This window comes from Maritimibacter sp. 55A14 (genome assembly GCF_003122205.1).
Lineage (GTDB): Bacteria > Pseudomonadota > Alphaproteobacteria > Rhodobacterales > Rhodobacteraceae > QEYE01.
In genome coordinates, this window is the sequence record NZ_QEYE01000014.1 from 30,752 (window position 1) to 51,793 (window position 21,042).

The 21,042-nt window shown below is 67.7% G+C and carries 16 protein-coding genes; 12 read left to right on the plus strand and 4 right to left on the minus strand.

Going from position 1 to position 21,042, the window contains the following annotated elements; genetic code table 11:
- Positions 1–20 precede the first annotated feature (20 nt).
- Complete coding sequence (locus DDZ14_RS12860) at positions 21–1,439, minus strand: serine/threonine-protein kinase (protein WP_109425390.1); 1,419 nt, start codon at positions 1,437–1,439, stop codon at positions 21–23.
- A gap of 461 nt (positions 1,440–1,900) precedes the next feature.
- On the opposite strand from DDZ14_RS12860, the gene DDZ14_RS12865 reads away from it, so the two are divergent.
- The 12 genes from DDZ14_RS12865 to DDZ14_RS12920 all read left to right on the plus strand — a co-directional run bounded on the left by DDZ14_RS12865 (position 1,901) and on the right by DDZ14_RS12920 (position 17,360).
- Positions 1,901–4,399, plus strand: coding sequence for a cation:proton antiporter (locus DDZ14_RS12865; RefSeq protein ID WP_109425391.1), 2,499 nt, complete (start codon positions 1,901–1,903; stop codon positions 4,397–4,399).
- Positions 4,400–4,758: 359 nt separating this feature from the next.
- The gene (gene katG / locus DDZ14_RS12870; RefSeq protein WP_109425392.1) at positions 4,759–6,975 is read left to right on the plus strand and encodes a catalase/peroxidase HPI; all 2,217 of its coding nucleotides are present in this window, start codon (positions 4,759–4,761) and stop codon (positions 6,973–6,975) included.
- 212 nt (positions 6,976–7,187) lie between these two features.
- Positions 7,188–7,421: a hypothetical protein gene (locus tag DDZ14_RS12875; protein WP_109425393.1), complete on the plus strand. Its 234-nt coding sequence runs from the start codon at positions 7,188–7,190 to the stop codon at positions 7,419–7,421.
- A gap of 80 nt (positions 7,422–7,501) precedes the next feature.
- On the plus strand, positions 7,502–8,485 hold the full coding sequence (locus tag DDZ14_RS12880; protein WP_109425394.1) for a zinc-dependent alcohol dehydrogenase family protein: 984 nt from the start codon (positions 7,502–7,504) through the stop codon (positions 8,483–8,485).
- 18 nt (positions 8,486–8,503) lie between these two features.
- The gene (locus DDZ14_RS12885; RefSeq protein ID WP_109425395.1) at positions 8,504–10,951 is read left to right on the plus strand and encodes a Lon protease family protein; all 2,448 of its coding nucleotides are present in this window, start codon (positions 8,504–8,506) and stop codon (positions 10,949–10,951) included.
- Positions 10,941–11,702, plus strand: a complete 762-nt coding sequence (locus DDZ14_RS12890; RefSeq protein ID WP_109425396.1) for a hypothetical protein — start codon at positions 10,941–10,943, stop codon at positions 11,700–11,702. The genes DDZ14_RS12885 and DDZ14_RS12890 overlap by 11 nt, the downstream gene beginning before the upstream one ends.
- An 84-nt stretch (positions 11,703–11,786) precedes the next feature.
- Positions 11,787–12,770, plus strand: a complete 984-nt coding sequence (gene speB / locus DDZ14_RS12895; protein WP_109425397.1) for an agmatinase — start codon at positions 11,787–11,789, stop codon at positions 12,768–12,770.
- A complete protein-coding gene (locus tag DDZ14_RS12900) occupies positions 12,767–13,831 on the plus strand; it encodes a PotD/PotF family extracellular solute-binding protein (RefSeq protein WP_109425398.1) in 1,065 nt (354 codons plus the stop codon). Before speB ends, DDZ14_RS12900 begins: the two co-directional genes overlap by 4 nt.
- A gap of 61 nt (positions 13,832–13,892) precedes the next feature.
- Complete coding sequence (locus DDZ14_RS12905; RefSeq protein ID WP_109425399.1) at positions 13,893–14,933, plus strand: ABC transporter ATP-binding protein; 1,041 nt, start codon at positions 13,893–13,895, stop codon at positions 14,931–14,933.
- Entirely contained in the window at positions 14,930–15,781 is an 852-nt protein-coding gene (locus DDZ14_RS12910; RefSeq protein WP_109425400.1) for an ABC transporter permease, read from the plus strand. Before DDZ14_RS12905 ends, DDZ14_RS12910 begins: the two co-directional genes overlap by 4 nt.
- A complete protein-coding gene (locus DDZ14_RS12915) occupies positions 15,778–16,578 on the plus strand; it encodes an ABC transporter permease (protein WP_109425401.1) in 801 nt (266 codons plus the stop codon). The genes DDZ14_RS12910 and DDZ14_RS12915 overlap by 4 nt, the downstream gene beginning before the upstream one ends.
- Complete coding sequence (locus tag DDZ14_RS12920) at positions 16,575–17,360, plus strand: carbon-nitrogen hydrolase family protein (protein ID WP_109425402.1); 786 nt, start codon at positions 16,575–16,577, stop codon at positions 17,358–17,360. Before DDZ14_RS12915 ends, DDZ14_RS12920 begins: the two co-directional genes overlap by 4 nt.
- Before the next feature lie 400 nt (positions 17,361–17,760).
- Here DDZ14_RS12920 and DDZ14_RS12925 read toward each other — a convergent pair whose 3' ends face one another.
- The 3 genes from DDZ14_RS12925 to DDZ14_RS12935 are packed head-to-tail and all read right to left on the minus strand — an operon-like array spanning position 17,761 to position 21,010.
- On the minus strand, positions 17,761–19,398 hold the full coding sequence (locus DDZ14_RS12925) for an AMP-binding protein (RefSeq protein WP_109425403.1): 1,638 nt from the start codon (positions 19,396–19,398) through the stop codon (positions 17,761–17,763).
- Positions 19,395–19,835 (minus strand): RidA family protein, encoded by a 441-nt coding sequence (locus DDZ14_RS12930; RefSeq protein WP_109425404.1) that lies wholly within the window; start codon positions 19,833–19,835, stop codon positions 19,395–19,397. The genes DDZ14_RS12925 and DDZ14_RS12930 overlap by 4 nt, the downstream gene beginning before the upstream one ends.
- Positions 19,832–21,010: an acyl-CoA dehydrogenase family protein gene (locus DDZ14_RS12935; protein ID WP_109425405.1), complete on the minus strand. Its 1,179-nt coding sequence runs from the start codon at positions 21,008–21,010 to the stop codon at positions 19,832–19,834. The genes DDZ14_RS12930 and DDZ14_RS12935 overlap by 4 nt, the downstream gene beginning before the upstream one ends.
- Positions 21,011–21,042 lie beyond the last annotated feature (32 nt).

Below are 21,042 nucleotides of genomic sequence, written 5' to 3' on the forward strand. Positions count from 1 at the left end.
TTCTCGTCGCTCCGCCTGCCTCAGGCCCGGAGCACTGCTCTCAGATTTCTGCCGAAGCGGCCCAGGAGGCTGCGGGGCGGCGGTTTCGGGGCTTTTGGTTCCGCGTCCGGATCGGGCGTCCCGTCGGGCGCGCCCGCAAGGTCGCGTGCTGCCTGTGCGGGGACGTCGGCCGGCGGCGGAGTGGTACCTGCCGCCGCGGCCGCCTCGGTCCCGTCCATGCCGGTGAGCGACTCTGATGCGTCCGGGTCGTCTTCCGCGTTGTTCCCCGCGAGTTCGCAGGCCTCGTCTTCTTCTTCCTGGCCGAGAAGCCAGTCTTCCTCCAGTTGCCAGGAGAAATAGGGCTTTTTGACCTCCTCCTCGGGCGGCGCCGTCTCCATCGCCTTCTTGCGTTCCTCTTCCTGCTGGCACGCTGCCAGAACAGCCTCGTTGGTCTCCGCGACAAGGCGGGAGATGGTCCGCACCACGGTTATGTCGCTGTTGCGCGCCCGCGCACAGGGCGCCGCCTGCGCCGTATCGCCGGCGATGAGGTCGAGCCATTCCTTCGCCGATTGCGGGCGTTCGCTGGGAAACAGGTTCATCGCCTTGTCGACCGCCGCAAGGAAGGCGGGGTCGTATCCGGTCAGCCTTCCAGCCAGCGGAACATAGGGATCGTCCTTCTTTTCGGCCACGGCGGCAAGGCGCATCTGGCTGTTGGGCGGGGCCTCGCCGGTTATCAGGTGACAGAAGGTGGCACCCAGCGAATAGAGGTCGCTGCAAGGGGCTTGCGGTCCGTCGGATATGTAGAATTCATGCGGCGAGTAGCCGTCCTTGACCACATGCAGCGCCGAAAGCACGCGGCTTTTCTTGGAAGCCTGCTCGCGCGCTGCGCCGAAATCTATCAGGACGGGTTCGCCCGACCGGTCCAGCAGGATATTGTCGGGGGAGATGTCGCGGTGCAGCAGCGCGTGTTCATGGACGTGGCCGATGGCGTCCAGGAGCTTCGCCAGCATAGCGCTGATCTGGCTTGGGGGCAGGGCGAACCCGTCATCCCCGATGATGTCGAGCAGGTCGTCGCCCTCGATGAAGTCGAGCGCCATATAGGCGGTCTCGTTATCCTCGAAGACCTGGTGCACGCCGACGATGTTGGGATGACGCACGCTGGCCAGGCGGCGGGCTTCCTGCACGAAGAGGCGCACGACCGAGCGGAAATCCTCCTGATGTGCGCGGGAGCGCGGGCGGACGTTGTCCTTCTCCCGGCTGCACAGCGAACCCGGAAAGCATTCCTTGACGACCACGATCCGGTCCAGGCTGTCGCGGGCCAGATAGGTCATGCCGAACCCGCCGACTTTCAGGAAGCTCTCAATCGTGTATTGGCCGTTCAACAGGGTTGTGCCCGGCTTGAGTTCGTCCGCAAAACCCTCCTGGGGCACGGCGACGTTTATGTTGAGTGCAGAGCTCATCAATCCCCATTGGCGGCTTGCGGCACGGCGAGAAACAATGATCGCGGCAGCGGCGGTCAGTTCCGATATTTGCCGGGGAATCTGACCAAATAATGGTGGCATTCTGGCGGATTGCGTTCGTATTGTGTCGGATGCGCCATGCGGTCGAAACTTTCGCCCCGCGCATGTGCCGTCATCCGACCCCGATGCGCCCGCAAGCACTGCGCCGAGGGCAAGGCGGCCCCGGCAGCCGCGGGGATCCGCTTGCCGTCGCTCCCCCGTCGTTGCGCATCCAGGGGCAAAGCCGCCTGAAGGTAGACATCCCTTCGCGGACAGCAACAATGGCGGGAGATATCTGGCGTCATCGTGATGAGTATCCGATCAATTCCTGTGCCCTGCCGCCGGCGGCAGGACGCCCGCACCGGGTGGCCGATGCGCCGAGGCGTATTTCTGGACCGCGGTTTTCGCGCTATGGCTTGATCATGGAAATTGTCATCGTCACCACGATCATCACCTCGCTCTTCCTGGTCATCGCGCTGGCCGAGCCGCTGGCCACCCGCCTGCGGCTGCCCTACAGCGCGATCCTGGCACTGCTGGGCATCCTGATCGGCGCCGGCGCGATCTTCTTCCTGCAAACCGAATTGACCGACGCGCTGAACCCGGTGGCCGAGGCGATCCTGGCGCTGCCCATCCGCTCGAACGTCTTTCTCTATGTCTTTCTGCCGACGCTGCTTTTCCAGGCCACGCTTGGCATGAATCTGCGGCGCATGATCGACGACTGGGTGCCGATCCTGGTGCTCGCGGTCGTGGCGGTGGTGGTGGCCACGCTGACCGTGGGCTATGCGCTCGCCTGGGCCAGCGCGCTGCCGCTTGCGGCCTGCCTTCTGATCGGCGCGATCGTGTCGACCACCGACCCGTCGGCGGTGGTCAGCATCTTCCGCTGGATCGCCGCGCCGCGCCGTCTGGTGCGCATCATCGAGGGCGAGAGCCTGCTCAACGACGCCGCCGCCATCGCGCTGTTCGGCCTCTTCATGGGTTTCGTCATGCTGGGTGTGCCGGACCCCACGCTTCAGGGGGCCTTCTCGCGCTTTCCCATGCTGATTGCGGGCGGGGTGGCGACCGGCTGGCTGGCGGCGCGCATCGCGGTCTGGATGATGGCGCTCATGCCGCGTTACGAGCGCGCGCAGATATCGGTGTCGGTGGCATTACCCTACCTGGCCTATATCGGCGCGGAGCAGAGCATCGGCGCCTCCGGCGTGATCGCCGTGGTCAGTGCCGGGCTCACGCTCAACTTCCTGGGGCCGGGCCGGCTGGCGCCTGCGTTCTGGGTCAACCTGCGGGAAGTCTGGGACTTGCTGGCGCATTGGGCGGGGGCGCTGATCTTCATCCTGGCCGCGCTGCTGATCCCGCGGCTTCTGGAGGGCGTGCGCCTGGGCGATTTCCTGCTGATCGCGGTGGTTGTGGCGGCGGCCATCGCGGCCCGCGCGGTCATCCTCTTCGGGTTGCTTCCGGTGCTCTCGGCGCTGCGTCTCTCGCCGCATGTGGATCGTCCCTACCGCACCGCAATCCTGTGGGGCGGGCTGCGCGGGGCCGTCACGCTGGCGCTGGCGCTGGCCGTGACCGAAAGCTTCCGTGTGCCGCTGGAGGTCAAGCGGGTGGTCGGCATCCTGGCGACCGGCTTCACGCTCTTCACGCTGGTCGTGCAGGGCACGACGCTGCGCTGGGTGATCGGCAAGCTGGGGCTGGACCGGCTTTCGCCGCTCGACCAGGCGCTCAGCAACCAGGTGATCGCGGTGGCGCTTCAGACCGTGCGCGAGGTCGTCGCGAAGACCACGGGGAATTACGAGCTTGGCCACGATATCGTCCGCTCCGAGGCGAAACGTTTCGCGGCGGGGCTGGACGCGGCCGTCAAGACCGCCGAGGAGAGCGCCGAGATCCTCGACCGGGACAGGATCACGCTGGGCCTCATCGCGCTGGCCGGGGCGGAGCGCGACTCGATCCTGGCGCGGCTGCGGGAACGCACGATCTCCTCGCGGCTTGCCGATCAGGCGCTTTCCAACGCCGACCGGCTGATCGAGGCCGCGCGCTCGGGCGGGCGCACCGGCTATCAGCGCGCCGCGCATGTCAGCGTGGATTACGGGCGGGCCTTTCGCGCCGCGGTTTTCATGCACAACCGGCTGCGGCTGTCGCGCATCCTGGCGCGGATGACCGCCGACAGGTTCGAGATACTGCTCTCGCAACGGCTGATCCTGCGCGATCTGGACAGTTTCATCGACGCGCGCATCCGCCGCATCCACGGGCGGCGCGTGGCCGAACTGCTGCACGATCTGCTGGCACGCAGGCTGGAGGCAGTGACCACTGCGCTGGAGGCGCTGCGGCTGCAATATCCGGGCTACGCGGAGGAGCTGGAACGCCGCTTCATTCGCCGCACCGCCCTGCGTCTGGAGGAGCGCGAATACGAGACCATGCGCGAGGACGGCCTGATCGGGCCGGAACTCTATACCTCGCTGATGGAGGAAATCGCGCTGCGCCGCGCACGGGCGGAGGAGCGCCCCAAGCTCGACTTGGGCGTGCACCGCGCCAAGCTGGTAAGGCAGTTCCGGCTCTTTGCCGATCTCGACGACGCGGCGCTCAGGCGGTTGGTCCGTGCGCTTCGGCCCCGTTATGTCAATGCGGGCGACCTGGTGATGCGCAAGGACGCCGCAGCGCGTAGCGTGTTTTTCATTGCCTCGGGCGCGGTGGAGTTGGAAGCGGCGGGACAGACCTGGCGGCTGGGCCGGGGGGAGATGTTCGGACAGATGGCCATCCTCATGCAGAGGCCGCGGCGCGCGGAGGTTCGGGCGATCGCACCCTCCACGCTTCTGGTTCTCGACGAGGCGCGTTTCCGGCGGTTGCTCCGACGCAGCAAGACGCTTCAGAACGCGGTGCGCGAGAGTGCCGAGAAACGCGGCATAGATCCGGAGCGGCTGACTGCGGCGTGACGGCGGTGCAGGGCGCCCGCCGTGCGTAATAAGATAAAGTTATCGGCGCGATGATTAAATGCAACTTAAGACAATCGAGTGAATTTGCTATACCCCTTACATAGACGGGGAATCGGCCAAGCCGCGTCCGCCCGCCGGGGCGGCCCGCGACAGTGGACCGGCCGTACCCGTCGGGAACCAGCGGAGCCCAAGCCGCCCTCCGCCCGCAGATGCGGGCGGCGCCGGTGCGGCGGGCTTCCGGCAGCCAGGGGGAGCCATGCGCAGGACCGCATCGCCGCCGCAGAGCAGCGGCCGCCGGCGTATCGCCCCGCCGGCCGCCGACCCATACGCAATCAACCCAGCCACGATCGGAGACTGACATGGACGGAAACGACATCGGCAAATGCCCCGTGATGCACGGGGTGCCAACAAATGCGGGTCTGGGGCCGTCGAACAGCGACTGGTGGCCCAATCAACTCAACCTGCGGATCCTCCATCAGAACCCGCCCGCGGGCGATCCGCTGGGTGGGGATTTCAACTATGCCGAAGAGTTCAAGAAGCTCGACCTCGCCGCGCTCAAGAAGGATCTGCACGCCCTGATGACCGACAGTCAGGATTGGTGGCCGGCGGATTACGGCCATTACGGCGGGCTCTTCATCCGCATGGCCTGGCACAGCGCCGGCACCTACCGCACCGGCGACGGTCGCGGCGGTGCCGGGTCGGGCTCGCAGCGTTTCGCGCCGCTCAACTCCTGGCCGGACAACGGCAATCTCGACAAGGCGCGCCGGCTCCTCTGGCCGATCAAGCAGAAGTACGGCAACAGGATTTCCTGGGCGGACCTCTACATCCTGGCCGGCAATGTCGCCATTGAGTCGATGGGCGGCCCGATCTTCGGCTTTGCCGGCGGACGCGAAGACATTTTCGAGCCCGAGCAGGATATTTACTGGGGGTCCGAGAACGAGTGGCTGGCCACGACCGACCACGAGCAAAGCCGGTATTCGGGCGACCGCGACCTCGAAGACCCGCTGGCCGCCGTGCAGATGGGCCTGATCTACGTCAATCCCGAAGGGCCGGATGGCGAGCCCGATCCGCTCAAATCCGCGCATGACATCCGCGAGACCTTCGCGCGCATGGCGATGAACGACTACGAGACCGTCGCGCTGACCGCGGGCGGGCACACGTTCGGCAAGATGCACGGCGCGGGCGATGCCGCCAATGTCGGTCCCGAGCCCGAAGCCGCGCCGCTGGAGGCGATGGGCCTGGGCTGGCTGTCGAGCCACAAATCAGGCAAGGGCCGCGATGCGATCACCTCGGGTCTGGATGGCGCGTGGACGCCGAACCCGACCCAGTGGGACATGGGCTATTTCGACGTGCTCTTCGGCTATGAATGGGAACTGACCAAATCGCCCGCCGGTGCCTGGCAGTGGACGCCGAAAGACATCAAGCCCGAAGACATGGCCCCCGACGCGGAGGATTCCTCCAAGAAGGTGCCGATCTTCATGACCACCGCCGACATGGCGATGCGGATGGACCCGGATTACGAGAAGCTCTCGCGGCATTTCCACGCAAACCCGGACGAATTCGCCGATGCCTTCGCGCGCGCCTGGTTCAAACTGACCCATCGCGACATGGGGCCGAAATCGCGCTATCTTGGCGCCGAGGTGCCCGATGAGGACCTGATCTGGCAGGACCCGGTTCCGGCTGCCGACCACCCGCTGATCGGCGCGGACGACATCACCGCGCTGAAGGCGAAACTGCTCGACTCCGGTCTCACGGTCTCGGACCTGGTGCAGACGGCCTGGGCTTCTGCCTCGACCTTCCGCGGCTCCGACAAGCGCGGCGGCGCCAATGGCGCGCGCATCGGCCTGGCCCCGCAGAGGGACTGGGAGGTGAACCGCCCCGCGCAACTGGCGAAGGTGCTCGAGACGCTTGAAAGCATCCGCAGCGATTTCAATGCAAGCGCCGCAGGGGGCAAGAAGGTGTCGCTGGCCGACCTGATCGTGCTGGGCGGCGCGGCGGCGGTCGAAAAGGCGGCGAAGGATGCCGGACATACGGTCGAGGTGCCGTTCGCGCCCGGCCGCTTGGATGCCACCGAGGAACAGACCGATGCGGAATCCTTCGAGGTGTTGGAACCGATCGCCGACGGGTTCCGCAACTACACCAAGGGCGAGTATACCGTCTCGGCCGAGGATCTGCTGATCGACAAGGCGCAACTTCTGACCCTGACCGCGCCCGAGATGACGGTGCTCATTGGTGGAATGCGTGTGCTCGGCGGCAACTACGACGGTTCCGCCAACGGTGTCTTCACCGACCGGCCCGGCAAGCTGACGAACGATTTCTTCGCCAACCTGCTCGACATGGGGACGGAGTGGAAGGCTGCCTCGGAGAAGGGCGATCTATTCGAGGGCCGCGATGGCAAGAGCGGCAAGGTCCGGTGGACCGGCACGCGGGTCGATCTGGTCTTCGGCTCCAACTCGCAGCTTCGGGCGCTGGCCGAGGTCTATGCACAGGATGATGCGGCGGATAAATTCGTGAAGGATTTCGTCGCCGCGTGGACCAAGGTGATGAACGCGGACCGTTTCGACCTGGCGGGCTGACCGCCGTTCATATCCGCGCGGTCGGTCTAAGGCGTTCCGGGGCAAACCGGGGCGCCCATTCGCGTCTGATCCCGGCGCCGGCGGGTGATTTCAGGTGCCGGGAGGGACGAGCACCGGCTCCATCCTCGCGCAGCAGTAGGTGCGAACGTCTCGATCTGCGCTCGGAGGAGGCGCCGCACGGCGTCGCCTGCCTGATCGCCGCCCCGTCTTTCGTGGCGATCAACACCGCGGGGGCCGGGCGGCAGGCCGACGGTACCGCGCGGCCCGGATCGGCCGGCGACGGTTTCGACGAGATGTCGCCGGAGCGCGCGGCGTGCCTGATCCTGGACGGCGTGGCACGTCGGTGCCCGATGATCCCGGTGGGTCGGGTCGCGCGGCTGGCCTGGTGGCTCAACCGGCTCTCACCTTTGCTCTACGAGCGGCTGAGGGCGCGGCGCATCCTTTGACCGGGTCCGGCTTGATCTCAGTCATTCCGTGGCGCGGGGCAGGGGGTTAGACTCGGCGCGCAGGGAATCGGAGGGCTGCGATGCGCGCGATGGTTCTGGAACGGCCCGGCGGCAGGCTGGAGGCGCGGGAGATCGAACTGCCCGAGCCCGGCGCGGGCGAAGTGCGCATCCGGATCGAGGCTTGCGGGGTCTGCCGCACCGATCTGCATATTCTCGACGGCGACTTGCCCGACCCCGCGTTGCCGCTGGTGCCCGGACACGAGATCGTGGGGAAAGTGGAGGCGCTCGGTGCGGGCGTCACCGGGCTGGAGCCCGGCCAGCGCGTGGGCGTGCCCTGGCTGGGATCGACCTGTGGCACCTGCCGCTATTGCACCGGCGGGCAGGAGAACCTGTGCGACAGGGCCGTCTTCACCGGCTACACGCGCGACGGTGGCTATGCCGAGGCCTGCGTGGCCGATGCGCGCTTCGTCTTCGCGCTACCGGAGGCGGGCGAACCGGTGGCGCTGGCGCCGCTGCTTTGCGCCGGGCTGATCGGCTACCGCTCGCTGGCCATGGCGGGCGAGGCGGAACGCCTGGGCTTCTACGGTTTTGGCGCGGCGGCGCATATCCTGGCGCAACTCGTCGTCTGGCAGGGCCGCAAGGTCTATGCCCTGACCCGCCCCGGCGACACCGTCGCGCAGGATTTCGCGCGCGGACTGGGCGCGGTCTGGGCCGGAGGCTCGGACGAGATGCCGCCCGACGAGTTGGACGCGGCGCTTATCTTCGCGCCGGTGGGTGCGCTGGTGCCCGCCGCCCTGCGCGCGGTGCGCAAGGGCGGCCGCGTGATTTGCGGGGGCATCCACATGAGCGACATTCCATCTTTTCCCTATTCCGATCTCTGGCAGGAACGCCAGATCCGCTCGATCGCCAATCTCACGCGGCAGGACGGCGAGGCGTTCCTGCCGATGGCCGCGCGGGCCGGGATCAGGACAGAAACGCGGCCCTATCCCCTGGAACAGGCCAATGCGGCGCTTGACGATCTGCGCGGCGGGCGGCTTCAGGGCGCGGCGGTGCTTGTGCCATGAGTTGCAACGGAGGATGACATGACCGGCACCGAAAAACCGGCCGCCCTGACGCCAGACCGGCTTTGCGCGCCGATCGCGGCCTCGGATTTCGGCTTCGCCACGACCGCCGAGTTGGAAGAGAGCAGCGGCTGGCTGGGCCAGGATCGCGCCGTGGACGCGATACGCATGGCCGCCGAGGTGCCGCATGACGATTTCAACCTCTTTGTGCTGGGCTTGCCGGGCAGCGGTCGGCACGCGGTGGTCCGCACGATCCTGACCGAGGCCGCCGCCGCCAAGCCACGGCCGCAGGACTGGGTCTATGTCAACAATTTCGAGGCGCCGCACAAACCCGTCGCCATCGCTCTGCCGCCAGGGGGGGCGGCGGCCTTCCGCACCGCGATGGAGACGCTGATCGACGAGTTGGCCAACGACATCCCGGCGATGTTCGAATCCGACGACTACCAGAGCCGCCGCCGCTCCATCGAGGAGGAGTTCTCGGAGGCCCATGAGACCGCCATGTCCAAAGTGTTCGAACAGGCCCGCGCCCGCAAGGTCGCGATCCTGCGCACGCCGATGGGCTTCACCTTCGCGGGGATGCGCGACGGCGAAGTGCTCTCGCACGAGAAATATCAGAAGCTGAGCGAGGCCGAGCAGGAGGAGCTCGACGACGCCATCGAGCGCACACAGGAGGACCTCGCGGAGACGCTCAAGTCGATCCGCACGCTGGAGCGAGAGCAGCGCAGGCGGATCGAGGCGCTGAATTACGAACTGGCCCGCGAGGGCGTGGACGAGGCAATCCGGCGCGTCAAGGGCAGCGTCCCCGATCTCGACGCCGTCCAGACCTATCTGGAGGAAGTTCGCAAGGACCTGATCGAGAATGCCGAGCTTTTCCTGATGCGCGAGGACGGGGCCGAGGCCGGTGCCTTCCCCGTCGCGACGACCAAGCATTACGCCAAGCCGCAGTTTCAGCGTTACGCCGTCAATGTGATGGTCACGCATGACGAAGGGGCAGAGTCCGGCGCCCCGGTTGTGACAGAAGACCTGCCGACGCTGGCCAATCTGATCGGGCGGGTCGAATACGCCTCGCAGATGGGCGCGCTGGTGACCAACTTCACCATGATCAAGCCCGGCGCGCTGCACCGCGCCAATGGCGGCTTCCTGGTGCTCGACACGCGGCAGGTCCTGACCGAGCCCTTCGCCTGGGACGCGCTCAAGCGATGCCTGCGCTCGGGGTCGATCTCGATCTACTCGCCGGGGGAGCGGCTGGGCCTGATGTCAACCGTCTCGCTGGAGCCCGACCCGGTGCCGCTCGATCTGCGGGTGATCCTGGTGGGTGAGCGGCTGCATTACTACCTGCTGGCCGCGCTCGATCCCGATTTCCGGCAGCTTTTCAAGCTGGAGGCCGATTTCAACGACCATATCGCGGCGGAGGGAGAGGCGCTGGAGCGATATGCCCGCATGGTGGCCGATATCGCACGGCGCGCGGGGACCCGCGCGCTCGATGCCGCCGCGGTGGCTGGTCTGCTGTGCGAGAGCAGCCGGCTGATGGAGGATGCCGAACGGCTGTCGCTCAATGTGGACGATCTCTCGGATATGCTTCGCGAGGCGGATTTCTGGGCCGGCAAGGGCGGGGCGGAGGTGATCGGCCCGGACGAGATCGAGGCCGCGGTCGAGGCGCGTGAACGCCGCGCCGGGCGGCTGCGCGACCTCAGCCACGAGGCGATCACCCGCGAGACCGTGCTGATCGACACCGACGGCGCGCGCGTCGGCCAGATCAACGCGCTCTCGGTGCTCCAGATCGGCGGCTTCCGCTTCGGCCGTCCGACGCGGCTGACCGCGCGCACCCGGCCCGGCTCCGGCAAGTTCGTCGATATCGAACGCGAGACCGAGCTGGGCGGGCCGATCCATTCGAAGGGTATGCTGATCCTGCAGGGCTACCTCGCGGCCAGCTATGCCACCGGTGTGCCGATGTCGCTCTGGGCGAGTCTCGTTTTCGAGCAGAGCTATGGCGGCGTGGATGGCGACAGCGCCTCGGCGGCGGAGCTGATCGCGTTGCTTTCCTCGCTGGCCGAGGCGCCCGTCAGCCAGGCGTTCGCGATCACCGGCTCGGTCAACCAGTTCGGCGACATTCAGGCGATCGGCGGGGTGAACGAGAAGATCGAGGGGTTCTTCGACATCTGTGCGGCGCGCGGTCTGACCGGAGATCAGGGCGTGCTGATCCCGGCCTCGAACGTCAAGAACCTCGCGCTGCGCCGGCGCGTGATCGAGGCGGTAGAGGCCGGCCGCTTCGGTATCCTTCCCATGCAGCGGATCGAGGACGGTATCGGCGTGCTGACCGGGATGGAGCCCGGCGCGCGCGGATCGGGTGGCGCCTATCCCGAGGGCAGTTTCAACCGGCGGGTGGAAGACAAGCTCACAGCCTTCGCGGAGATCCGCAAGACCTTCGTCCGGGAGGCCCGGCAAAAGGGGGCACAGAATGACGACTGAACCGACCGTGATCCGCCATCGCGTAATCCTTGGCGCGACCTGCTATGCCGATGCCGAGGCGGCGTTGCACCTGGCTGTCGAGTTGGGTCGCCGGCTGGGTGCGGAAATCCAGGGACTTCTGGTCAGCGACGAGACGATCCTGTCGGCCGCCGGCCATCCCAAGGCGCGGGTCGTGTCCTATTCCGGCACCTCCGTCAGCCAGGTCACGGCCGAGGCCATGCGCTCGGCCTTCCGGGCCGATGCGCGGCTCTTCGAGCGGCAGTTGCAGCGGCGTGCGGCCGCGGCCGCGCTCGGCGTGAGTTTCCGGGCGGAGCCGGGGCGCCTCGCATCGGTCCTGGCCGGGGCCGCCGGGGCGGGCGATCTGGTGATCTTCGGCTACCGCCGGGCGATCCGCGACGGCGACAGCGTCGTGCTGGTCGCGGGCGGGGACGGGATGACCACCGACGCACTGCGAACCGCGGTGCAACTTCGCGCGATCCTGCGCAAACGGCTGGTGGTGCTCACTGCCGCCACGCGGCAACGGGAGGTCGTCGCGGCCCTGGCCGATCTGGGCGAGGGACCGGCCGAGCTGCGCGTCGTCTCCAGCGATGCCGACCTGCTGCGCGCGCTCGACCGGATGAGCCCCGCCGCGGTGGTCATGGCCTCCGCGCCCGCCGATCTCGCGCTCGTCGTACAGGTGGTGGAGGCCGCGCGCAGCCCGGTGATCGTGCCCTTCGGCGATGCCGGTCCGCCCCCCGGCGGCACTGCCTGAGGCGCTGCGCGGCGGGTTTCGTATTCTCCGCGGCCTCCGGCTGCGTTAACCTCCGATTCGACCAGCGTCCGGATCGGAGAGCCCATGACCGCGCGTCGCTTCAACCAGCCGCTTGGTGGAAATGAAATGCCCCGCTTTGCCGGGCCGGCCACCATGATGCGCCTGCCGTCCGCGCCGGACGCGGCAGGGCTGGATGCCTGTTTCGTCGGCGTGCCGATGGATATCGGCACCTCGAACCGGTCGGGTACCCGCCACGGTCCGCGCCAGATCCGGGCCGAAAGCTGCATGCTGCGCCCCTACAACATGGCCACGGGCGCCGCCCCGTTCGAGCATCTGCAGGTCGCCGATATCGGCGATGTGGCGATCAATACCTTCGACCTGAAGAAGACCGTGGGGATCATCGCCCAAGCCTTTGACGCGATCCTGGCCGCGGGTGCGGTACCGCTGACGCTGGGCGGCGATCACACGCTGACCTGGCCGATTCTGCGCGCGATGAAAGCCCGCCACGGGCCCGTCGCGCTGATCCATGTGGATGCCCATGCCGATATCAACGAGCACATGTTCGGCGAGCCGGCGGCGCATGGCTGCCCGTTCCGTCGCGCGTGGGAGGAAGGCTGCCTGGTCGACGACAAGGTGTTCCAGATCGGGCTGCGCGGCACCGGCTATGCGCCGGAGGATTTCGACTGGGGCCGCGACAGGGGCTGGACCGTGATCCAGGCCGAGGAGTGCTGGCACCGCTCGCTGGCCCCGCTCATTGCCGATATCCGGGCGCGCATCGGCGAGACGCCGGTCTATCTGAGCTTCGACATCGACGCGCTCGATCCCGCCTTCGCGCCGGGCACGGGCACGGTCGAGATCGGCGGGCTGACGATCTGGCAGGGGTTGGAACTGGTGCGCGGCTGCGCCGGGCTCAACCTGGTGGGCGCCGATCTGGTGGAGGTTTCGCCGCCCTACGATCCCAGCGGCAACACCGCGCTGGTGGCCGCGAATCTGCTTTATGAAATGCTCTGCGTTCTGCCTGGCGTTCCGCAGGGCACCAACGTTCGAAAAGGGGAGATATCAGGATGAAAAGACGTTCCTTTCTCGCCGCCGGCACATCGGCGCTGGGGCTTCTCGCGGCCCCCGCGGTGCTGCGCGCGCAATCGTCCAAGCTGAAGATCGGCACCTATGGCGGCTATTTCCAGGACAGTTTCGACACGCATATCTATCCCGATTTCACCGCCGAGACCGGGATCGAGGTCGAATCGATCGGCGAGCCCACGGGCGAGGCCTGGCTGGTTCAGCTCCAGCAGGCCGCCCGCGCCGGGCAGGCCCCGGCCGATGTCTCGATGATGGCGCAGGTCGCCCGCATCCGGGGTGAGCGCGCGGGGCTCTGGGCGCCGCTCGACACTGACGCGATCCCCAACATCGCCAACCTGCCGGACCATTTCGTGCACGGCTACGAGGATGGCGGCGTCTACGGCACTGGCGCGGTGAGCTGGTATATCACGCTGGTCACCAATACCGATGTCTACGCCGAACCCCCCGCCTCGTGGAACGCGCTCTGGGATCCGGCGAACGAGAACCGGCTGGGGCTGCTGGCGCTGGCCTCCAACTCCTTCCTGCTGGAGATCACGGCGACCACGCATTTCGGCGGCACCGACATCCTGGCGACCGAGGAGGGGGTGCTGAAGGTCATGGACAAGCTGGCCGAGGTGAAGCCCAATGTCCGCCTGTGGTACCGCGACGAGGGCCAGTTTCAGCAGGCGCTGGAGACCGGCGAGATCCCGATGGGCCAGTATTACCACGACGTCACGGGCCTGGCCGCCGCGGATGGCAAGCCGGTGCGCTCGACCTTCCCGAAAGAGGGCGCGGTGCTCGATTCCGGCTCCTGGGTCGTCTCCAAGGCGTCCGGGGCCATCGAGGCTTCGCAGGTCTTCATCGACTACATGGCGCGGCCCGAGATACAGGCCAAACTGTCGCGGTTCGTGGGCACCGCACCCACGGTGGACCGGGCACTGACCGACCTGACGGATGAGGAGTTCGCGGCGGTCGCCTCCGACATCCCGCCGATCCTGCCGCGCTACGATCTTTATGTGGACCGGGCGGACTGGGTGAACCAGAAATGGTCCGAATTGATCACCGGCTGAGGCCGCGGCGCGGACCGGACCCGGCGTTTGCGCGTCCGGGTCCGGTACCGAAAGGGGCCACATGACCGAGCTTTCCCTGCACGGCCTGACCAAGCGCTTCGGCGGCTTCACGGCGGTGGACGATGTCACGCTCGACATTCCCGACGGGGACTTCGTCTGCCTCCTCGGTCCGTCGGGCTGCGGCAAGACGACCCTGCTGCGGCTCATCGCGGGGCTGGAGACGCCGAGCGCGGGCCGGATCGTGCTGGCCGGACAGGACCAGTCGGACGTGCCCACCCACAAACGCGGCTTCGGAATGGTCTTCCAGTCGCTCGCGCTTTTCCCGCATCTCAGCGTGATCGACAACGTGGCCTATCCGCTCGCCCTGCGCGGCCATGACCGGGCCGACCGCCACGCCCGCGCGCAGGAGTTGCTGGACCTGGTGCAACTCGGCGGCATGGGCGCGCGGCGCATCCACCAGCTTTCCGGTGGCCAGCGGCAGCGCGTGGCAATCGCGCGCGGCCTGGCCATCGACCCGGCGGTCTTCCTGCTCGACGAGCCGCTCTCGGCGCTCGACGCCAATCTGCGCGAGCACATGCAGGTCGAACTGCGCCAGTTGCAGCAGCGGCTGGGCGTGACCACGGTCGTCGTCACCCATGACCAGAAGGAGGCGCTGACGATGGCCGATACCGTCATCGTCATGGATGGCGGGCGGGTGCAGCAGATGGGCGCCCCGATGGAGGTCTACCGCGACCCGGCCAACGCTTTCGTGGCCAGCTTCATCGGCAATTCCAACCTGCTGCCCTGCACCCTGACGCGGGACCGCACGCTGGAGATGTCCGGCGTCCGCATGGCGCTGAGCGACGCGGATCGGGTGAAATGCGAGCCCGGCCCGGCGATGCTCTCGGTGCGGCCCGAGGACGTGCGCATCACCGATGCGAAAGGGCTGCCCGCGACCGTCGCCTTCATCCGCGATCTGGGCGAGAGCGTGCAATACGTGCTCGACCATCAGGGCACGGAACTGACCGCGCTCTTCGCGCCGCGCGACCGGCCGTCGGCGGGGCTGGGCGATGCCGTGACGCTGGACTTCGAGACGGGCCGCCGCGTGGTGCTGGCGCGATGAGCGCGCCGCAGAAAGCCACGCCAGGCTGGCTGGCCGCGATACCCGCACTGGCGCTCGGTATCTTCTTCATCGTGCCCTTCGCGATCATGCTTTCCGTCAGCGTGGCGCATCGCGTACCGGGCGGCTTCTTCGAGCCGGGCTTCGAGCTTGCGAGCTACATACGCTTCCTGTCGGCCTTTTTCGGCTCGATCCTCGTCACCTCGATCACGATTTCGGCGGCCGCGGCGGCGATCTGCGTGACACTGGCCTTCCCCTTCACCGTATTCCTCGCGGGCATGGGGCGGCGCGCGCAGACTTGGATCCTGGTGATCCTTCTTTCGGTGCTGTCGCTCTCGGAGGTCATCATCGGCTTCTCGCTCTCCACCCTGCTGTCGAAGACAGCCGGGGTTGGAAACCTCCTGGCCTGGCTGGGTATTCTGGAAACTTCCCGCGCCTTCACCCCGTCGCTTTTCGCGCTGCTGACCGGAATGTGCTATCTGGGGTTTCCCTACGCGGTGCTGGTGCTCTATCCGCCGGTTTCGCGGCTCGACCCGGAACTGGGCGAGGCCGCGCGCACGATGGGCGCCTCGCCGCTGCGCACCTTCTTCGGCGTCACCCTGCCGTTGCTGCGCGCCCCGGTGCTGGGTGCGCTGGTGCTGGTCTTCGTCTTCACGCTGGGGGTCTACCTGCTGCCGCAGGTGCTGGGCCGGCCGCAGCACTGGACGCTGTCGGTCCACATCACCGACCAGGCGATCTTCCAGTCGAACCTGCCCTTCGCAGCGGCGATGGCGGTGCTGCTGCTTGTCGTGACGCTGATGCTTGTGGGGCTGACGCTGCTTCTGGGTCGCGACGCGGGGGCCAGGCAATGACGGCGTGGATCAAGAGCCTCTATATCGGGCTGATCCTGCTTTTGCTGGTCGCTCCGATCGTCGTGGTGGCGGGCGTGTCGCTCAACGAGGCGCAGTCGCTGCGCTTTCCGCCGCAGGACCTGTCGCTGCGCTGGTACGGCGCCCTTTTCCGCGAGCCCGACTGGCTGGTGCCGCTGCGCAATTCGCTGGTGATCGCGGCCACGTCCAGCCTGCTCGCGGTGCTGGTGGCGCTGCCGCTGGCGCTGCATGTGTGGTCGCGGCGGGGCTGGCTCAGCCGCGGGCTCTACACGCTGGGGGTGGCGCCCTTCATGCTGCCGCCGGTGATCTCGGCACTGGGATTCCTCGTCTTCTGGGTGTCGCTGGGCATGTACGGGCAAATGGCCGCCACCATCGTCTCGCACGGGGTCTTTCTGGTGACGCTGCCGGTGGTGACGATCTCGCTGGGGCTCAACGCCATCGACCCCGCGCTGATCGAGGCCGCGCGCACCATGGGCGCTGCTCGCGGGCAGGTGCTGCGCACGGTGATCCTGCCGCTCATTGTGCCTTACATCCTGTCGGGTTATGCCTTTGCCTTCGTGCTGTCCCTCAACGAATACATCATCGCCTACATGGTCGCGGGCTTCACGGTGGAGACGCTGCCGATCAAGATTTTCAACAGCCTGCGCTATGGCTACACGCCGATCATGGGCGTCGTGTCGGTGCTCTTCATCCTGCTGGCGGTGGCGGTCTTCGGGATGATCGGGCGGTTCGGCAACCTGCCGCGGCTCATGGGCTCCGAACGGGTGAGGGACCAATGACGCTGCGGCTGGGGCTCTGGCAGGGGGCGGGGGTGCCCGGCGATCTCGATGCCACTGTGGCCGAGGCCGCCCGCGTGGCGGAATTGGCGGCGGCTGAGGGTGCGCAGCTTCTGATCTTCCCCGAGGGATTTCTGACGGGCTACCATCTGCCCGACCTCTCGCTGGCCACGCTGCCGGATGTGGAACCCGCGCTGGAGCAGATCGCTGGGATCGCGGCGCGGGCCGGGCTGCATCTGGTGATGGGCAGCCATGTTGCTGACACGGCTGGGCTGCGCAACGCGGCCATTGCCTATTCCGCGACCGGCGCCGAACTGTGCCGTTACCACAAGCGCGCGCTCTACGGCGATTGGGAGCGCGCGACATTCGTCCCCGGCGACCGGCCTGCGCGGTTCGACTGCGCGGGGCTGCGGGTGGGGCTGCTGATCTGCTATGACGTGGAGTTCCCCGAGCTTGTGCGCGCCGAGGCCCGCGCCGGGGCCGATCTGCTGGCCATCCCGACCGCCAACATGGCGCCCTTCACGCGCATTCCGCTCCAGATGGTGCCGGTGCGTGCGATGGAGAACCAGCTTTTCATCGCCTATGCCAATCGCAGCGGTTCGGAACATGAGCTGGACTTCGTGGGCCTGTCGAGCATCCGCGGCCCCGAGGGCGAGGCGCTGGCCGAAGCCGGGGCGGGTCCGCAATTGCTGATCGCGGATATCGACCCGAAGCGGCGGTCCGAGGCCCGGCGCGAATTCAGCTATCTCGACGATCTCGCCCGGCTGGAGGGGCGGCAGCCCTGACGCCGGCACCTGATCGCGGGCGCCGTGCTTTCCTTCGGCACGGCATTTCAACCGATCCGACATACACGGCCTCGAGCAGACGTCTGTCCGCCGCCCCCGCGCGAAAAAGGGAGAAGCCCGCCGCGCGATCGCCGGACCGCCCGGACGCGCTGGCGGTTGGGTGAGGTTCGCGCGAAGTATTAACCTTGTCCGGACGTGGCCGGGATAAAGCGCGCCGTTTCTACGTCGGAACGCCATCCCGCGGTCTGGTCATCCTCTGTGCTTGCCTGTGACCGCGAGGGCCTTCGTTGCCGCTTCGAGCCGGGTTCTCGGGACGTGGCACGAACCCAACCCTGTCGTCGCAAGATCAGGTCCGCGGATGACAACGCAGGCCACACCATTCAGGAACCGGCTTCGCCACTCAGCCCGCGCCGTCCTTGAGCCGGAAACGCTGGATCTTACCGCTCGGGGTCTTGGGCAGGGTGTCCGTGAATAACACGCGGCGGGGATACTTGTAGGGCGCGATCGCTGCCTTGACATGCTCCTGAAGCTCCCGCGCTTTCGCCTCGCCGCCACTGGCATCTTCCACCAGGACTACGTGCGCCTCGACGATCTCGCCCCGTTCATCGTCCGGGGCGCCGATAACGGCGCATTCCAGCACCTCCGGGTGCGACAGGAGCGCGGCCTCCACCTCGGGCCCCGCAATGTTGTAGCCCGACGACAGGATCATGTCGTCATTGCGCGCGGCGAAGTGGAAATAACCGTCCGCGTCCTGCACGAAAGTATCGCCGGTGATGTTCCAGCCTTGCTGCACGTATCCGCGTTGCCGCTCGTCGGCGAGATAGCGGCAGCCCGTGGGACCGCGCACCGCGAGCCGTCCGGGCGTGCCGCGCGGCACCTCGTTCATCGCCTCATCGACGATCTTCGCGTCGTAGCCGGTGACGGGCTTGCCGGTGCAGGCCGGGCGGTGGTCGTCGAAACGGTTGGAGATGAAGATATGCAGCATCTCGGTCGAGCCGATTCCGTCGAGCATCGGCTTGCCGGTCTTCTGCATCCATTCCTCGTAGACCGGGCCGGGCAGCGTCTCGCCCGCCGAGACCGCGGCGCGCAGGCTGGAGAGGTCGGCGCCGTCCTCCATGGCTTTCAGCATCACGCGATAGGCGGTGGGGGCGGTGAAGCAGACCGTGGCGCGGTAGCGTTCGATGATCTCGACCAGGTTGGGCGGCGAGGCGTCCTCCAGCAGCGTCGCGGTCGCGCCGAAGCGCAGCGGGAAGATGGCGAGTCCGCCCAGCCCGAAGGTGAAGGCCAGCGGCGGCGAGCCTATGAAGACATCATCGGGCGTGACGCCCAGCACCTCGCGCGCGTAGCCGTCGGCGATGATCAGCAGGTCGCGGTGGAAATGCATCGTGGCCTTGGGCGCGCCGGTCGTACCGCTGGTGAAGCCCAGAAGCGCCACATCATCGCGCCCGGTCGGCACCGCTTCGAAGGCCACCGGCTTCGACAGCGCCAGCCGGTCGAGTTCCGCGTCATGATTGGCGGTGCCGTCGAAACAGGCCATGCGGCGCAGCGGGCCGGGCAGTTCGACGGCGCGCTCCATCTCTTCCGTCAGCCGCGTGTCGCAGAGCGCCAGCGCGACCTGCGCCTTGTCGATCACCTGCCGCAACTCGGCGGCGCGCAGCATCGGCATGGTGTTGACGACCACTGCGCCGGCCTTCGTGGCCGCGAGCCAGCAGGCGACCATCGCGGGGTTGTTGGGGGCGCGGATCAGCACCCGGTTGCCGGGCCGGATGCCGTAATCCTCGACCAGCACATGGGCGATGCGGTTGGTCCAGTCGGTCAGTTCCTTGTAGGTGCGCTGCCGCCCGTTGCCGATCAGCGCGACATGGTCGCCGAAGCCGCGCGCCACCATCCGGTCGGTCAGTTCGACTCCGGCGTTGATGCGCTCGGGATAGTCGAAACCGCGGAGTTCCATCTCCGGCCAGAGTTCCGCCGGGGGCAGGTTGTCGCGCGCGAAACTGTCTTCATGCGCACTCGGTCCCAGTGTCGGTTGTGGGCTCATCTTTCCGCTCTCCCTTGGCCGGCGGCCGGGGGCTCCGGCAGCACGGCGGTTGCCTCGATCTCCAGCTTCGCGCGGTCCTCGACCAGGGCCGCGACCTGCACCAGCGCCATCGCGGGGTAGTGGCGGCCCAGCACCGCGCGATAAGCCGCCCCCAGCGGGCGCAGACAGGAGAGGTATTCGTGCTTGTCGGTGACGTACCAGGTCAGGCGCACCAGATGCTCGGGGCGCGCGCCGGCCTCGGCCAGGACCGCGCGGATGTTGTGAAATATTTGTGCGGCCTGCGCGACGAAGTCGTCGCTCTCGAATTCCTGCTCGCCAGTCCAGCCGACAAGCCCGCCCAGGAAGATCAGCCGGCCCGAGGCGGCGATCCCGTTGGCGTAGCCGCGCGCGGGTTTCCAGTTCTTCGGGTTCAGCGGTTCATGCGGGGATTGGGTCATGCCGGTCCTCCGTCCTTGCGGGCCGCGCGTGCCTCCGCCCCGGCCAGCACCGCGCGGGCGATGACCAGTTTCTGCACGTCGCTCGCGCCCTCGTAGATGCGCAGCGCCCGGATTTCACGATAGAGCGCCTCCACCCGCGTACCGCGGCGCACCCCGGCGCCGCCATGAAGCTGCACCGCCGCGTCGATCACGCGCTGCGCGGCCTCGGTCACGTGAAGCTTGGCCATCGCGGCCTCGCGGCTGATGCGCGGCGCGCCGCTGTCCTTGGTCCAGGCCGCGCGGTAGACCAACAGCGCCGCGGCATCGACCTCCAGCGCCATGTCGGCGATATGGCCCTGGACCATTTGCAGATCGGCCATCGGCGCGTCGAAGAGCCGGCGGGTCTGCACACGCGCCAGCGCCTCGTCGAGCGCGCGGCGCGCGAAACCGAGCGCGGCCGCGCCCACGGTTGTGCGGAACGTGTCGAGCACCGTCATCGCCACCTTGAAGCCCCCGCCGGGCGAGCCGATCAGGGCGCTCTCGGGAAGCTCCACACCTGATAGCCGCAGATGCGCCAGCGGGTGCGGGGCCATGACCTCGATCCGCTCGACCACTTCCAGCCCCGGTGTGTCGGCGGGCAGCAGGAAGGCCGAGAGCCCCTTGGCGCCCGGCGCCTCGCCCGTGCGCGCGAGGATCACGTAGACATCCGCGATGCCCCCGTTGGAGATATAGGTCTTCTCGCCGTCGAGCATGTAGCCGCGATCCGTTCGCCGCGCCGTGGTGGCGATGCGCGCGACATCCGAGCCGGAGGCGGGTTCGGTCAGTGCGAAGCCCGCGATCGCGGTCCCGGCACGGGTTCGCGCCAGCCAGTCGCGTTGCGAGGGCGTACCGAACAAGCTAACCGCGCCCATACCCAGCCCCTGCATGGCGAAAGCGAAATCGGCCAGCCCGTCATGGCGCGCCAGTGTCTCGCGGATCAGGCAGAGTGTGCGCAGATCCAGCCGCTCGCCCGCGTCGGCGCCGCTGTGCCGCAGCCAGCCATCCGCACCGAGCGCGGCGACCAGCCCCCGGCAGGCGGCATCCGGGTCGTCATGGGAGACCGGCAGATGCGCCGCGGCCCAGGCGTCCAGGTCGGCTGCCAGTGTGCGGTGGCGGTCGTCGAAGAAGGGCCAGTCGAGATAGGATCGGTCGGGCATGTGTTTTCTCCTGCCGTGCACCCCGGCGCAGG

What these genes read in the sequence shown, in the direction of transcription:
- DDZ14_RS12860 (WP_109425390.1), bottom strand. Translation starts at nt 1,439, where the DNA reads ATGAGCTCTGCACTCAACATAAACGTCGCCGTGCCCCAGGAGGGTTTT.
- DDZ14_RS12865 (WP_109425391.1), top strand. Translation starts at nt 1,901, where the DNA reads ATGGAAATTGTCATCGTCACCACGATCATCACCTCGCTCTTCCTGGTC.
- katG (WP_109425392.1), top strand. Translation starts at nt 4,759, where the DNA reads ATGGACGGAAACGACATCGGCAAATGCCCCGTGATGCACGGGGTGCCA.
- DDZ14_RS12880 (WP_109425394.1), top strand. Translation starts at nt 7,502, where the DNA reads ATGCGCGCGATGGTTCTGGAACGGCCCGGCGGCAGGCTGGAGGCGCGG.
- DDZ14_RS12885 (WP_109425395.1), top strand. Translation starts at nt 8,504, where the DNA reads ATGACCGGCACCGAAAAACCGGCCGCCCTGACGCCAGACCGGCTTTGC.
- DDZ14_RS12890 (WP_109425396.1), top strand. Translation starts at nt 10,941, where the DNA reads ATGACGACTGAACCGACCGTGATCCGCCATCGCGTAATCCTTGGCGCG.
- speB (WP_109425397.1), top strand. Translation starts at nt 11,787, where the DNA reads ATGACCGCGCGTCGCTTCAACCAGCCGCTTGGTGGAAATGAAATGCCC.
- DDZ14_RS12900 (WP_109425398.1), top strand. Translation starts at nt 12,767, where the DNA reads ATGAAAAGACGTTCCTTTCTCGCCGCCGGCACATCGGCGCTGGGGCTT.
- DDZ14_RS12905 (WP_109425399.1), top strand. Translation starts at nt 13,893, where the DNA reads ATGACCGAGCTTTCCCTGCACGGCCTGACCAAGCGCTTCGGCGGCTTC.
- DDZ14_RS12910 (WP_109425400.1), top strand. Translation starts at nt 14,930, where the DNA reads ATGAGCGCGCCGCAGAAAGCCACGCCAGGCTGGCTGGCCGCGATACCC.
- DDZ14_RS12915 (WP_109425401.1), top strand. Translation starts at nt 15,778, where the DNA reads ATGACGGCGTGGATCAAGAGCCTCTATATCGGGCTGATCCTGCTTTTG.
- DDZ14_RS12920 (WP_109425402.1), top strand. Translation starts at nt 16,575, where the DNA reads ATGACGCTGCGGCTGGGGCTCTGGCAGGGGGCGGGGGTGCCCGGCGAT.
- DDZ14_RS12925 (WP_109425403.1), bottom strand. Translation starts at nt 19,398, where the DNA reads ATGAGCCCACAACCGACACTGGGACCGAGTGCGCATGAAGACAGTTTC.
- DDZ14_RS12930 (WP_109425404.1), bottom strand. Translation starts at nt 19,835, where the DNA reads ATGACCCAATCCCCGCATGAACCGCTGAACCCGAAGAACTGGAAACCC.
- DDZ14_RS12935 (WP_109425405.1), bottom strand. Translation starts at nt 21,010, where the DNA reads ATGCCCGACCGATCCTATCTCGACTGGCCCTTCTTCGACGACCGCCAC.